Raw genomic sequence first — 14,909 nt, forward strand, 5'->3', positions numbered from 1 at the left:
TATCAACATAACCAACTGATCATCAGCCACATAAAATCATGCAAATTGACCGTGAATCTTAGTAGACTCGCCACCAGAATTACAAGTTATTGAGCGTTTGTTAAGCTTTTTTAAGATTTCAGACCTGTCATTCCGTTTCTGCGGGTAAATAGATATGAAACGTCGACCCGAGGCCTGGCTGGCTATGGGCTGCCAGATACCCCCCGTGGTTATCCACAACCTTCCGGCAAACCGCCAGTCCAATACCCGTTCCGGCAAATTCACTGCGCCTGTGTAATCGCTGGAACAGATTGAAAATCCGATCGGCGTACTTCTGTTCAAATCCAATGCCATTATCCTGCACACTGATCGACAGGAACGTACCCGACGCGTTCGGATATAACGCCTGCATCTGCTCCTCGGTGAGCCTTGAGGCATGAATATGTATCAGCGGAATTCGGTCCTGCGGAGTAAACTTCAGGGAATTGCTGAGCAGGTTCTGAAACAGTTGCCGAAGTTGAATGGCGTTGCCCCGGATCGATGGCAAAGGTTCCAGGTTCATAACGGCCTGCCGGTCGTTGATGGTCGTTTCCAGATCACCCAGCACCTCGTTTATCAGGGGTGTAAGCGGAACCAGCCTGAACGAGGGCTTTTCGGTGTTCAGGCGCGAGTAGGCCAGCAAGCCGCGTATAAGCTCCTGCATACGGCCCGTAGCACCCTGCATGCGCCGGATGATATCCTGTGCTGCCGGATCGAGGGCGGGGCCATACTGCTCGGTCAACATGGTGCTGAAGGCCTGAATTTTACGCAGTGGCTCCTGCAAGTCGTGGCTGGCGACATAAGCAAACTGCGACAGTTCGGTGTTGCTTCGGCTTAGCTCGTTGATATTGACAGCCAGCTGCTGCCGGTTATTTTCCAGCTCATCCTGCGTATGGCGCAGTTCTTCGTTATCACGAATGGTCTGCTGTACCACTTTCTGCGCGTTGATATCGGCCATAAAGCCATTCCAGTGCAGCAGTTGCTGGGCGGCATTACGCAACGGACTTGCCGACACCATATGCCACATATACTCGCCGGTATGGCTACTCTGGATGCGCCACTCTCCCTGAAACGGTAAACCGGTAGCGACACTATCGGCCCAGGCCATGCGAACCAGCGGCCGGTCCTCTTCATGATAGATACTCAGCCACCCATCCCGATTCAGTTCGGCCAGGGTCTTACCCGTGAAAGCAATGAATCCCTGATTGATATACAGCAACTGGCTGCTTGGCGTCAGCGAGAATATCAGCAGCGGAAGCGAATTGGTCATTTGCCGGTACTGCTGCTCGCTCAGCCGGAGCCGCTCCGCCAGCTCCTGCAACTGGCTGTTTTTACGTTTTATATCGTCGTAGGGCGTGGCGGGCGGCTCCCGGTTAAACTGCTGTTTCCATCCCTCGATCCGGGCCGTACTGACCGACTTAAAATCGGACAAGGTACAGAACAGATAAATATCGGTACCCCGATCGGTGATGGTCACACTTAGATCGTTGACAAGCCGACGGGCGTAGCTGAGGGCGTCATCCGACACGGTGCTGCGGTAACGACGGCGATCGTTGAGGTGCGCCATAAGCTGCCAGCCACGTTCATCGTCCGTGTTGATACCCAGCGACAGGGAGGCATGCCCGCCATCGGTCAGGGCCAGTCGGGCCACTTCCGAAACGGCGGTAGCGAAGGTCGTTTGAGACGCCAGCGACAAACCAGTGAGTTCGGCCAGTTTCATGCTCCGTTTGTGAGCCAGAATCAGGTCCATCTCGTTATCCAGGTTCAGATTCGTCAGTTCGTGCATAGTCTCAGTAAATACGGGCAACGGCAACCGACATATCATCGGTATGACGAGCGTGCTCTTTATAAATAGCGGCTGCCAGGACTATGGGGTCATAGCGGTTCGCGTTAGGGTATCGGCTTGGATTCCAGCGCGTCTGGAGCCCATCGGACGCCATTACTAAACACTGCCCTGGTTCGTAGGCCAACTCTTTTTCCTGTAGTAGCCGGGGCAGATTATACCCGAGAATACCATTTTGTGGCGCGTAGCTCTTCGATTGGTTCAGGCCGCTTAGCTGGGTTCTGATGTTGCCAACACCGCATACGGTCCATTTGCGACTGGTAAAATTATAAACGGCGGCTGTGCCTACCAGCCCACGCGAGCCAATAGCGGCCCGATGGATGGCCGTTAGCCAGGCCGCCGGGCTATCGGTATGCTGCTGGTCCATCACGCGGGTAGCCTGCCTGACGGCCTGGTAGGCGGGCAAACCATGCCCCAACCCATCCCCCAGGAACATCCGCAGCGAACTGGCCGTCTGCTTATAGTAAAAGTCGTCGCCACAGGGCGTTTGATCCACCTTCGAGACCACCAATGCCTGAACGGTAGCCAGCGGAACGGTTACCGGTGGTTTGGGTAACTTCAGAAACACGCGCACGAGTCCGATCGTCAATCGATTGGGCAGGGAATACAACTGGAACAGATCTGCCAGCCGGTTGATGGCTCCCAGGCCCTGCCCCAGCGAACCACCCGTCGATACGCCGTCGGTCATCATCCGGTTGGTATCGATCATACCAGGTCCCGCATCGGTACTGATGAGTTCGATACCTGGGTTCAGCTTATCGGGCAAGGCACGAACCAGCAGCTCGCCCGCCTGCGCATATTTCACGAGGTTGGAGGTCAGTTCGGCAACGATGATATCGAGTTCGCTGATTTTGGCTGCCGGAAAATCCATACCCTTGCCCAGCGCCCGAACATCGCGCTTTATGATCGACACGTAACTACGGTCGATAACCGGGTAAGAACGATGGAGTGAATCAGTCATTGGCCCATTTAAGTATGGTTACCGTTGTACCTTCCTCCACGGCACTGGTCAGCTGAAATTCGTCGGCCAGTTGCCTGGCACCGGGTAAGCCAAGCCCCATACCCGACCCGGTCGAATAACCCGATTGCATGGCCTGTTCTATATCGGCAATACCAGGTCCATTGTCTGTAAAGATGAGCCGAATTCCTTTTTTCGACTTCATGCTGATCTGTTCGACCTGCACCGTTCCGCCCCCGCCGTGTATGAGCATGTTACGGGCCAGTTCGCTGGAGGCCGTACTCAGCTTTGTTTGATTGAGGGTACTCATACCCATCAATACCACCTGCTGCCGGATGTAGCTGGTAAGCTGAATAACATCGCTCTCCTGGCGGACGGCGAGTGTTTCGCTGGCCTCCACGTCAATCATCGCTGGGTTCGTCATAATCACTGGGTTCAATGGTGCCGCCTGTTTTAGTACGCAACAGCTCGATACCTCTCTCTACGTTTAACGCCGTATGAACACCCGTCAGGGATAGCCCCAACTCCACCAGCGTAATGGCTACCGCTGGCTGCATTCCAACCACAACGGTTGCAGCATCCAGAATGCGGGCCATGCCGGCAATGTTGCTCAGGATACGACCCATAAAGGAGTCAACGATCGACACCGCTGAAATGTCGATCAATACCCCTCGTGCATTCGTTTGTGTGATGTGACTGATCAGGTCCGATTCAAGATCTAAAGCCAACCTATCGTATAAGTCGACTTGAATGGTAACCAGCAAATACTGGCCCATTTTCAGGATGGGTATCCGATCCATAGCCTAGCGAATTAGAACGACCGGGAGTTTGCTTTACTGACCTCAATACGCATCGATGCAAACGCATGCTTGAGCGCACTGGCGAGGGTAGATTTTGTAACAACCTGCGACAGATCGATTCCCAGATGAACAATGGTCTGTGCGATTTCGGGCCGTATGCCACTTATGATACACTCAGCGCCCATCAGACGGGTAGCGTTTACGGTTTTGATCAGGTGTTGGGCCACCATCGAATCTACCGTCGGCACGCCTGAAATATCCAGGATGGCGATGCCGCTGCCTGTCCGGACAATTTCCTGGAGCAGGTTCTCCATCACAACCAGCGCGCGGGAACTGTCCAGGGTGCCAATGAGAGGCATAGCCAGAATACCGTCCCAGATCTGCACCACGGGTGTCGAAATTTCGGTCATCTCGTCGGTTTGACGCATAATAACCTCTTCACGACCCTGAATAAACGTTTCGAACGTAACGATGCCCAGGCTATCGATAAATTTGCTGATCAGCAGAATCTCACCCAGCAGCTGCTCCGAATCCTCTTTTCGCTCGTGCCGAAATATTTCCAGCAGGGCATCTTTGAGACTGAAAATATAGGTGCCTGTTTCGCGGGGCGTAAACCCCTGTCGCGCCCGTGACATAGAAACGTGGGTAAGCTGGTCGATCAACGGAGCAAGCGACGGCGCATCGGGCGCGGTCAGGGTATCGTCAGTAACCGTATCGAACAGGCAGTCAAGGAGTTCTGCCGATTGCTGGCGCAGATCTTCGTTGTTCATCAGATCATCACGCAGACCGCCATCGGATAGCTGATTTCTCATCCACAGGGTGAGAATTTGGTTTTTCTTTTGGCTTAGCGTGCCAATGATCGATTTACTCATTGAAAAGGTCGTGTTTCTTGTTGAATGCAGGAATGGGTGATCATCTAAGCTAACACATCAGGACCATCTCATTCGTTGATGATAACGGTACCACAGGCGCTGAAAACCAATTTAAAACTACTAACAAAAAACCCCGCACCACTGTTGGCACGGGGTTAATCTTAATTAGGAACGAAACCGGCTAAGCGCTGGCCAGGGCCTCGGCACCACCCACGATTTCGAGGATCTCGGTCGTAATGGCAGCCTGACGCGTCCGGTTGTAAATCAGGCGCAGCTCTTTAAGGAGTTCACCGGCATTTTCAGTGGCTTTGTCCATCGCTGTCATCCGGGCACCATGCTCCGACGCATTGGAGTCCAGCACGGCTTTGTACAGTTGTGTCTTGAGCGTTTTCGGAATCAATTCTGTAATGATCTCCGCTTCCGTTGGCTCAAACAGGTAGTTGATAGCGGCTGTCGAACCAACAACGGGTGTTGCCACGATGGGCAGCATCTGCTCAGTCCGTACGATTTGCATGGCTGCGTTCTTGAACTCGTTATAGACGATTTCAACAACATCGTATCGACCGGAAGCAAATCCGTTCATGGCTTCTTCAGCGGCAGCTTTTACCGTGGTGAAGTTCAATGCGGTGAACGCATCGATGTGGTTGGTATTGACCGGAAAGCCGCGACGCTGGAATGCTTCGGACCCTTTTTTGCCAATGGCCATAATCTCGACGTTACCCGACCGAGCCAGCGCAGCATACTTTTCATCGATCAGCAGCAGGGCCGCTTTCACCGCGTTGGTGTTGAAGGCTCCACAAAGACCCCGGTCTGAGGTGATCACGATAATCAACGCCCGACCAACGGTTCGGGCTTGCTTATAAGGACTTTCTGCTGCCGTTTCAGCACCAGCTGACACGGTGCCGAGCATCTGACTTAACTTCTGCGCGTAGGGCCGAAGTTGCGTGATGTTATCCTGTGCCCGGCGCAACTTGGCAGCCGCCACCATTTTCATGGCTTTGGTGATCTGCTGGGTCGAGTTGATCGAGGTAATCCGGGCGCGTACTTCTTTAAGAGAGGCCATGTGTGAGTTCTTTGTCGTAAGTTTTTTTAGTCGTAGGTCATAAGTGGCTGACAGATCGGCAAAAGCAACAACGGTGCGTCAGCCACTTACGACTTATGACTAAAAAAACTTGACGACTCTTTTTATGCGTATTGAGCCGCCAGATCAGCGACTACTTTCTTCAGCGTACTCGTAGCTTCGTCGGTCAGTTTACCGGCCCGCAGGTCGTTCAGCACGTTCTGGTGCTGGGCACTCAGTGTCATAGCCAGATTGGTCTCAAACTCCCTCACCCGGTTAACCGGCACTTTGTCCAGCAACCCGTTTACCGATGCATAGATAATGGCGACCTGCTGCTCTACCGCTACCGGCGAATACTGCGGCTGCTTGAGAATCTCCTGATTCCGGCGACCCCGTTCGATGGTCAATTTCGTCGAGGCATCGAGGTCTGAGCCGAACTTGGCGAAGGCTTCGAGTTCGCGGAACTGAGCCTGGTCCAGTTTCAGGGTACCTGCTACTTTCTTCATCGACTTGATCTGCGCGTTACCCCCTACCCGTGATACCGAAATACCTACGTTGATGGCCGGACGGATACCCGCGTTGAACAGGTTCGACTCCAGGAAGATCTGCCCGTCGGTGATCGAGATCACGTTTGTCGGGATATAGGCCGATACGTCACCCGCCTGGGTTTCGATGATTGGAAGCGCCGTTAGCGAACCACCCCCCTTCACCCGGTCTTTCAGACTTGGCGGCAGGTCGTTCATGTTTTTAGCGATCTCGTCGTTCGAGTTGATTTTGGCGGCCCGCTCCAGCAGACGGCTGTGCAGGTAGAAAACGTCACCCGGATAAGCCTCGCGGCCTGGTGGCCGACGCAGCAGCAGCGACACCTCACGGTAAGCGACAGCCTGTTTCGACAGATCGTCATAAACGACCAGTGCCGGACGCCCCGTATCCCGGAAGTACTCACCGATAGCGGCACCCGTAAAGGGCGCAAAAAACTGCATCGGGGAAGGGTCTGATGCATTGGCGGCTACAACAACCGTGTAGTCCATTGCACCGGCTTTGCGCAGTGTCTGCTCTACCTGTTTTACCGTCGAGGCTTTCTGGCCGCAGGCTACATAGATACAGAATACGGGCTCTCCTTTTTCGAAGAATTCTTTCTGGTTGATGATCGTGTCAATGGCTACAGCGGTCTTACCCGTCTGACGGTCACCGATGATCAATTCACGCTGCCCCCGTCCAATGGGGATCATCGCATCGATTGATTTGATACCTGTCTGTAGCGGTTCAGTTACCGGCTGGCGGTAAATTACACCTGGTGCTTTCCGCTCCAGCGGCATGGAGAAAAGTTCACCCTGGATAGGTCCCAGCCCATCGATTGGCAAACCAAGCGTGTTCACCACACGGCCCAGGATGCCATCACCCACGTTGACGTAGGCAATCTGGTCGGTCCGTTTAACGGTGTCACCTTCTTTAACCTCTGAGTAGTCGCCGAGCAATACTGCCCCTACGTTGTCTTCTTCGAGGTTCAGCGCCATAGCCTGAAGCCCATTGTCGAACGACAGCAACTCACCGGCCTGCACTTTCGAGAGGCCGTAGATACGCGCTACGCCGTCGCCGATTTGCAGCACCGTACCGACTTCTTCGAGTTCAGCCTCGGTTTGGGTACCTGCTAACTGCTGACGCAGTATGGCCGAGATCTCGTCGGGTCTTACGGATTCCATATGTGTATTATGGTTTTAAACGATTGATTTTAGGCCGCAAAGGTATGATTAAAATTCGATAAAAACGAGATAAACTCCTGAATAACCGGTTAAAGTGTATACTTTTCCAATACCAGCCCTTAGCCTTCGTTTACCGCCCGGCCAGATGGCCAACCGTTTGTCAGAAATTAACAAATTTTAAGGAAGACCACCGATCGAATTGGCAGGAATACTGTTAGTTTTAATGCTGGTAACAATTAAATAGACAGGCGAAATTTCACCAAAAGCGCTCCTTACCAAACTTTTCTGCTACCAAATCACGTTTTATCCATAAATCAGTCTCTTCTCTATACACCTTGTTTTCAGTTCGCATGAAGTTCAATCAATGGATGCTGGCCGGCATTGTTTCGGCCGTTTTTATCGGAGGCTCTGCCACCGCTCAAACTAAAAAACCCGCCGTCAAGAAACCCGTTACGCCAACAAAAGCGTCTTCTGCCAGGCCAGCCTCCGGTGGATCGGTCGTGTCGTCGCAGGATTCGATCAGCTATAGCATTGGTATGTTCATGGCCCAGAGTCTTAAGCAGCAGGGCATGACAAACCTCAACAATGCACTGTTGATGCAGGGAATGAATGATGCGTTGAAAGGTCAGAAGACACTGCTGACCATTGATCAGGCGGGCGATGTGATGAATACGTTCCAGCAAAAACAGTATGCTATCAAGAATGCCGAGGGCCTGAAAGTGTCGGGCGAGAACAAAAAAATCGGAACTGCTTTCCTGACGGAAAATAAGGCAAAGGCCGGCGTGACCACCACAGCCAGTGGTTTGCAATATTCCATTGAAAAAGAAGGTACTGGTGCTAAACCAACCGCCACGGATCGGGTTAAAGTACATTATACCGGTCGGCTTCTCGATGGCAAAGTATTTGACAGTTCAGTAGAACGGGGAACCCCCGCCGAGTTTGGTGTTAGCGAAGTGATCAAAGGCTGGACGGAAGCGCTGCAATTGATGTCCGTTGGCTCTAAATGGAAACTGTACATTCCAGCTGAGCTGGCCTACGGTGACCGGGGAGCGGGTCAGGAAATCAAGCCAGGCTCAACACTTATGTTCGACGTGGAGTTGCTTGATATAGTTAAACAATGAGTGAGTTGTGAATGAGCACAAGAGCGAATAGTACAGGGTGACACCGAATTATTCATTCATAACCCATTCACTCATTCTCAATTAATCTGGGTAAAATAGATGAAAAAGTATCTGGTAACCCTTGTGCCCGTGCTGATGCTGAGTTTTCAGCCGGATTCGCCGTTGACTGGTGCCCCTGACAACGGGTCGCCACGATCGACGCCCTCAACGACGACCATCGACGACCTGAAACCGTCGATATCGCAGGAAAAGGTAGAAACGCTGGTAGCCAAGCTGCTGACGACTTACCACTACCGCAAAGTACGGCTCAACGACTCGCTGTCGTCGGTGGTATGGGATAACTACCTCAAAGAGGTCGACAATAACAAAACGTACCTGCTGGCGTCAGACGTGGCGGGTTTTGAGAAATACCGGTACCAGATCGATGATGCACTGATCAATGGCGACCTGACGGCGGCCTATGAACTGTATAACGTCTTCCGGAAGCGTTTCCTGGAGCGGTCGGAGTTCATCAAACAGGAGATCAAAAAGCCGTTTGCATTTACGGCCGACGAAACCTTCAACACCGACCGTGAGAAAGCAGCCTGGCCAAAGACGGTAGAGGAGCAGAACGACCTGTGGCGTAAGATCCTGAAAAATCAGGCGCTCGAACTCAAACTCGGCAACCGGAAAGACAGCGTGGTTACGGCTACGATGAACCAGCGGTATGCCAACCTGGACAAAGCCATTAACCGTATCAAAGGGGCTGATGTATTTCAGCTTTATATGAACTCGTTTGCCGAAGCCCTCGACCCGCATACCAATTACCTGTCGCCAACCAATGCCGACCGGTTCAATCAGGAGATGAGTCAGTCGCTGGAAGGCATCGGCGCTATGTTACAGGAAGATGGCGAATACATTAAAATCACGAACGTGCTGCCCGGTGGTCCGGCCTTCAAGAGCAACCTGTTGAAGACCAACGACAAGATCGCGGGTGTTGCTCAGGGCGACAATGGGGCTATCGTGAACACGATGAACTGGCAGGTCGACGAAGTTGTGAAGCTGATCAAAGGGCCGAAAGGTACTATCGTTCGCCTACAGGTAATCTCGCCGAACGCGCTGGCAGGCGCACCACCGAAAGAAATCCGGCTGGTACGGGAAAAGATCAAACTTGAAGAACAACGGGCTAAAAAAGAAGTAATCGAGGTTACGGATAATGGCAAAGCGTTCAAGATCGGGGTTATCAACGTGCCCATGTTCTACCGCGACTTTGAAGGAGCCCGCAAACGCGAAGAAGGATTCAGCAGCACGACGAGTGACGTCAAGAAGTTCATCGAAGAACTGAAAGTCGACAAAGTCGATGGTATCGTCATCGATTTACGCGACAATGGCGGTGGTTCGCTAACCGAAGCCATCGATCTTACCGGTCTGTTCATTCCAAAAGGACCTGTGGTTCAGGTGAAAGAATCGACGGGCGAAACCGAGGTATACTCCGACAAAGATGGTGGTTCGGTTGTCTATGATGGTCCAATGGCGGTGTTGGTAAACCGCTTCAGTGCTTCGGCATCGGAGATCTTTGCCGCTGCCATTCAGGATTACAAACGCGGTATCATCGTGGGTGGACAGACATTTGGCAAAGGCACCGTTCAGACGCTGATCGACCTCAACCAGTGGTTGCCAAAAGAGCCGGAGAAAGTAGGTCAGGTAAAAATGACGATCCAGAAGTTTTACCGCATCAATGGTAGCAGCACTCAGCACAAAGGCGTAACGCCGGATATCGAACTACCATCGGCCTTCTCCGCTGAGGAATACGGTGAAAGTTCGCAGCCAAGTGCGCTGCCCTGGGACCAGATCAACTCGACCCGCTATGACCTCTCACGCGGTCTTGACGATAAGATCCTTACCCAACTGCGTAGCCGTTTCGATCAGCGTCTGAAATCAGACCCGGAGCTGAAGCAACTGGCGCAGGACCTGAACGAGTTTAAGAAAGCGAAAGAAAACACAACGGTTTCGTTGCTGGAGTCGAAACGCCGGAAAGAGCGCGAAGAAGCGGAACGCAAGCGGGCAGCGGCCAATAAAGTATCGCAGATGTCGGCTCCGGTCGATGAAACCGGTTCCCCTTCGCCCGATACGGCCAAGAAGAAAAAAGACCTGTATCTGAATGAAGCCGGTCTGGTGCTGGCCGATTACATTCTGGCACAGAAATAGCTAAATACCGGGAGCGGTTGCCCACAGCCATCACTCCCCTACTGATCAGAAAAACCCCGCATAGCGAACCGTTGTGCGGGGTTTTCATTTCGTTGTCCGGTGTGATAACAAACCAGGAGCTTTACTGCTTCAACGTATCCTTTTCCCCATGTGGTATTTTCTAATTAAACAGGCGGCTCTGGCCATTGCCCAACACCGCGATTTACAACGCAGAGCGTCGGCGGCTGACGTTGAATTATTCAACGAACCCTACGAAAACTGGTATGTGTTCTCGGTGGAGAAGGACAGTTATACCGAGTTTATGGATCACCTCGACCGCGAAGGCATCGCCTACGACCTGACTGCCGACCGCCCCACCCGCGAGGAGATGTTGGCGGGCATGCGATGAGCCGGTACGAAAGCCTGTCAGCTTCGCTAAGGTATCAGGCAGGGATGCCGGATACAGTTCGTTCCAGTCGGCGAACACGTCTGAAAAATCGAACCGTCAGCAGAATGGCGGCTATCGTCAACCCGGCCAGCAGGCCAATCCAGACACCGATAACATCCATTTTAAATGTAAATCCCAACAAATAGCTCATCGGCAGGGCTACCCCCCAGTACGAAAACAGCGTGATGAGCGTGGGAACATTCACGTCCGACAGCCCACGCAGCGCACCAACACCAACGACCTGAATACCATCGGAAAGCTGAAAAATGCCGCCCATGATGACGAGCGTAGCCGCCACTGTTGACACGGCGGGGTTATCGCGGATGTAGAGTGACACGAGCCAGTCGTTGGCGGTGAAAAACAGCAGCGCGGCCACACTCATAAACCCGATCGACAGCGCAAAAGCGGCCACACCCGCCCGATACACACCCTGATTACTTCCCTGCCCCACAGCCGCCCCTACCCGGATAGCCGCGGCCGACGAAATACCGGTTGCCATCATGTAGGTTACCGACGCCATATTGATGGCGATCTGGTGAGCGGCCAGCCGGTCTTCGCCGAGCCAGCCGGTCAGTACGGCCGCCAGCGTAAACGTAGCTACTTCAAAGAAAAACGTTAGTCCGCCCGGTATGCCCAGGCGAAGAATCGTTCGCACATCGGCACTGGTAGGCAAGGCCCGAAAAGCCCGGACCAAATACGGCTTGAAGCGCCCCGAACGATAGATATAAACGAGCATACCAACCGCCATAGCCGTCCTCGACAGCAGGGTAGCCATGGCCGAGCCCATCAACCCCATCTCCGGGAATGGACCAAAACCCGTGATGAGTACGTAGTTGAAAAACGCATTCAAGACCAGCGCCCCTACCGTAATGGCCATAGCTACACGGGGAAACCGCAGACCATCGGCCAGTTGGCGGGCGGCTACAAAAATCAGCAGCGGCACCAGCGATGCGCTCAGAATCAGCATGAAATTTTCAGCTAGTTTCGTTACTTCCGGCGTTTGGCCAAATAATTGAAAATTATAGGCCAGCACGATCGACAAACCGCCGAATACAATGCTGAACAGCCAGGCGACCTGTAAACCCGCCCGGAACAGGCGGTTTACTTCGGCTGTGTCGTTCTGGCTGCGGGCTTTGGAAACCAGCGCAGCCACCACCGACAGGCCACCCACACCGATACAGGAGACCAGAAAAGAGATCGCATTGGCCAAACCAGCCGCCCCAAGCGGAACGGCACCTAATAAACGGCCCACAAACAGGTTGTCGGTAACGCCCATCAACACAACCCCCAACTGGGCAATGACGATGGGAACGCTCAGCCGAAACGTGTCGGTTAGTTCGGAGCGGTAGGTACGAAGAAAACGAAACATAAAATGAGGTTGATAGGCAAATGACAAAATCCGAACCCCAGATGTTCCCCGACAGGCAACTTGCGGATTTTGGTTCGAATGTTTGTACTTTTGTGATACATCACGAATCCAGTACAGCCCTTGAAAGAATACGGCAGCAGTATGCAGAAGTTGGTTGACAACATGGTCAACATCGAAGACCGGGAGAAGCGTACCCGTTACGCGCACATCCTGGTTGAACTGATGCGGCAAATTCATCCCAACATGAAAGATGGGCAGGACTACTACAATAAATTGTGGGACGACCTGTATATCATGTCCAATTTCACCCTCGACGTCGACAGCCCCTACCCGCCCCCATCCGAGGAGGCACTGGGCAAAAAGCCTCAGCGGGTTCCCTATAACACCCATCAGTTACGGTTTAAACACTTTGGCCGTAATGTCGATCTGCTGATTGCCAAAGCGGTCGCTCTTGAGGAGCCCGAAGAACGACGTACGTTCGTTTCCTACCTGGCTCGCCTGATGCGGACCTTCTACCAGGCCTGGAACAAAGAGTCGGTCGAAGATGAGACCATCTACCAGAGCCTGATCGAACTCTCGAACGGAAAACTTTCTGACGACATAAAGCTCATTCGGGAGGAGGGTCTTGTAGACGCTACCCCGCGCGAGCGTACCGGCGACCAGGTTCAACCCCAGCGTATCAGCAACGCGTCAACCAATCAGGGCCTTCGGAACAACCGGGATGGCGGGTCACGCGATGGTGGACCACGCAATCAGAACCGCAACGACGGCTCCCAGCAACGCAACGGACCACGCGACGGCGGACCACGCAATCAAAATCGCCCTAATAACAACCGGGACGGTGGCCAGAACCGCAACGGTGGCCCCCGCAATTTCGGCAACAACAATCCAGGTCGCAACGACAGCGGATCACCGCGCCCCAACAACCGCGATGGCGGACCACGCGATAGTGGATCACGTGACGGCGGACCACGCGATGGCAATTCAGGACCGAACCGTACCAACAACGACCGTAGAAGACGATAAATTAATAATGATGAATGAGGAACGATGAATGCTTCATTTAGTAGCATTCATCGTTCCTCATTCATCATTTATCATTAACCAATGGCATCTTTCCAAATTACAGGTGGGCGTAAGCTCAAGGGTGAACTCATTCCGCAGGGAGCCAAAAATGAAGCGCTACAAATTCTGTGCGCCGTTCTGCTGACAAAAGAACCCATTACCATTCATAATATTCCGGGCATCCGGGATGTCAATCAGCTCATCGAACTGCTGGGCGATCTGGGCGTTTGGGTTACCCGCACCGGCGAAAGTTCCTACCGTTTCCAGGCGTCGGACGTCAATCTGGACTACCTCGAAACCGATACCTACAAGCGAAAAGCATCTGCCCTCCGTGGGTCGGTTATGCTATTGGGCCCTATGCTCGCCCGGTTCAAGAAAGGACGTATCCCCCGGCCCGGTGGCGACAAAATCGGTCGTCGGCGTCTGGACACCCACTTTCTGGGTTTTGAGAAGCTGGGCGCTCAGTTCAACTACGACGCCAACGACGGCGGGTATTATAAAGTGGACGCCAGTAACCTGCGCGGCACCTACATGCTGCTCGACGAAGCGTCGGTTACAGGAACGGCTAACATCCTGATGGCGGCTGTAATGGCTGAAGGCACCACTCAGATCTATAACGCGGCCTGTGAGCCTTACCTGCAGCAGCTGAGCAAGATGCTCAACAGCATGGGTGCCAAGATCACGGGTGTAGGCTCTAACCTGCTCACCATCGAAGGTGTATCGGAGCTGCACGGTACTGAACACACGATGCTGCCCGATATGATCGAGATTGGCTCGTTCATTGGTCTGGCCGCCATGACACAGTCGGAGATCACCATCAAAAACTGCCGGATTCCGGAGTTGGGCATCATTCCCGACCAATTCAAACGACTCGGCATACAGATGGAATTCCGGGGTGATGATATTTTCATTCCCGCCCAGGAGCACTACCAGATCGAAAGTTTTCTGGATGGCGGCATGATGACCGTTGCCGATTCGCCCTGGCCCGGCTTCACCCCCGACCTGCTCAGCATCGTGCTCGTTACGGCCGTTCAGGCGCAGGGGACGCTCCTGATTCACCAGAAAATGTTTGAGAGCCGACTGTTCTTTGTCGACAAACTGATCGACATGGGCGCTCAGATCATTCTGTGTGATCCGCACCGGGCTACCGTAGTTGGCCTGAACCGGCAGTTGCCCCTGAAAGGCATTCGCATGTCGTCGCCTGATATCCGGGCGGGTGTGGCGCTGCTCATTGCGGCTATGTCGGCGAAAGGCACAAGCATCATCGACAATATCGAGCAGATCGACCGGGGGTATCAGCATATCGACACCCGGCTCAACGCCATTGGTGCCGAGATCATTCGGCTGTAATCACTCTGCCAATACAAGCAAAAAGGGCCACTAGTGGCCCTTTTTGCTTGTATTGGCAGAGTGATTACAGGCTCGGTTAAACCATCACCCCTGTTAACTTGTCTTTAGGAGGTAACCGCTTAACTTGGCGGGCAAT

Annotated in this window: 13 protein-coding genes; 5 read left to right on the forward strand and 8 right to left on the reverse strand. The window is 53.2% G+C overall.

All coding sequences use genetic code 11. The features are described from left to right. Positions 1–127: 127 nt before the first annotated feature. From FH603_RS18070 to atpA, 7 genes are all read right to left on the reverse strand, one after another. The gene (locus FH603_RS18070; protein ID WP_186738995.1) at positions 128–1,804 is read right to left on the reverse strand and encodes a sensor histidine kinase; all 1,677 of its coding nucleotides are present in this window, start codon (positions 1,802–1,804) and stop codon (positions 128–130) included. A gap of 4 nt (positions 1,805–1,808) precedes the next feature. After that, positions 1,809–2,822, reverse strand: coding sequence for a SpoIIE family protein phosphatase (locus FH603_RS18075; RefSeq protein ID WP_186738996.1), 1,014 nt, complete (start codon positions 2,820–2,822; stop codon positions 1,809–1,811). Further along, complete coding sequence (locus FH603_RS18080; RefSeq protein WP_235985509.1) at positions 2,815–3,243, reverse strand: anti-sigma regulatory factor; 429 nt, start codon at positions 3,241–3,243, stop codon at positions 2,815–2,817. Before FH603_RS18080 ends, FH603_RS18075 begins: the two co-directional genes overlap by 8 nt. Then, complete coding sequence (locus FH603_RS18085; RefSeq protein ID WP_186738997.1) at positions 3,221–3,619, reverse strand: STAS domain-containing protein; 399 nt, start codon at positions 3,617–3,619, stop codon at positions 3,221–3,223. Before FH603_RS18085 ends, FH603_RS18080 begins: the two co-directional genes overlap by 23 nt. An 11-nt stretch (positions 3,620–3,630) precedes the next feature. Beyond that, positions 3,631–4,491: an STAS domain-containing protein gene (locus tag FH603_RS18090; protein ID WP_186738998.1), complete on the reverse strand. Its 861-nt coding sequence runs from the start codon at positions 4,489–4,491 to the stop codon at positions 3,631–3,633. 181 nt (positions 4,492–4,672) lie between these two features. Further along, positions 4,673–5,554, reverse strand: coding sequence for an ATP synthase F1 subunit gamma (gene atpG, locus FH603_RS18095; protein WP_186738999.1), 882 nt, complete (start codon positions 5,552–5,554; stop codon positions 4,673–4,675). A gap of 122 nt (positions 5,555–5,676) precedes the next feature. Further along, positions 5,677–7,254: a F0F1 ATP synthase subunit alpha gene (atpA, locus tag FH603_RS18100; RefSeq protein ID WP_186739000.1), complete on the reverse strand. Its 1,578-nt coding sequence runs from the start codon at positions 7,252–7,254 to the stop codon at positions 5,677–5,679. 350 nt (positions 7,255–7,604) lie between these two features. Between atpA and bamJ the strand changes: the two genes are divergently transcribed. The 3 genes from bamJ (at position 7,605) to FH603_RS18115 (ending at position 10,950) form a co-directional block, all read left to right on the forward strand. Then, on the forward strand, positions 7,605–8,375 hold the full coding sequence (bamJ, locus tag FH603_RS18105; RefSeq protein WP_235985510.1) for a BamJ family beta-barrel-assembly machinery protein: 771 nt from the start codon (positions 7,605–7,607) through the stop codon (positions 8,373–8,375). A gap of 99 nt (positions 8,376–8,474) precedes the next feature. Beyond that, positions 8,475–10,562 (forward strand): carboxy terminal-processing peptidase, encoded by a 2,088-nt coding sequence (locus FH603_RS18110; RefSeq protein WP_186739001.1) that lies wholly within the window; start codon positions 8,475–8,477, stop codon positions 10,560–10,562. A 148-nt stretch (positions 10,563–10,710) separates the two neighbouring features. Further along, positions 10,711–10,950 carry a hypothetical protein gene (locus tag FH603_RS18115; protein WP_186739002.1) on the forward strand — a complete coding sequence of 80 codons (240 nt, stop codon included), beginning with the start codon at positions 10,711–10,713 and terminating at the stop codon, positions 10,948–10,950. Positions 10,951–10,984: 34 nt separating this feature from the next. Here FH603_RS18115 and FH603_RS18120 read toward each other — a convergent pair whose 3' ends face one another. Beyond that, complete coding sequence (locus FH603_RS18120; RefSeq protein WP_186739003.1) at positions 10,985–12,358, reverse strand: MATE family efflux transporter; 1,374 nt, start codon at positions 12,356–12,358, stop codon at positions 10,985–10,987. A gap of 120 nt (positions 12,359–12,478) precedes the next feature. On the opposite strand from FH603_RS18120, the gene FH603_RS18125 reads away from it, so the two are divergent. Next, positions 12,479–13,384 carry a DUF4290 domain-containing protein gene (locus FH603_RS18125; RefSeq protein ID WP_186739004.1) on the forward strand — a complete coding sequence of 302 codons (906 nt, stop codon included), beginning with the start codon at positions 12,479–12,481 and terminating at the stop codon, positions 13,382–13,384. Positions 13,385–13,465: 81 nt separating this feature from the next. After that, positions 13,466–14,773: a UDP-N-acetylglucosamine 1-carboxyvinyltransferase gene (murA, locus tag FH603_RS18130; protein WP_186739005.1), complete on the forward strand. Its 1,308-nt coding sequence runs from the start codon at positions 13,466–13,468 to the stop codon at positions 14,771–14,773. Positions 14,774–14,909: the final 136 nt, after the last annotated feature.

Origin of the sequence: Spirosoma utsteinense (genome assembly GCF_014282275.1) — a bacterium.
In the GTDB taxonomy this organism is placed as follows: Bacteria; Bacteroidota; Bacteroidia; order Cytophagales; family Spirosomataceae; genus Spirosoma; species Spirosoma utsteinense.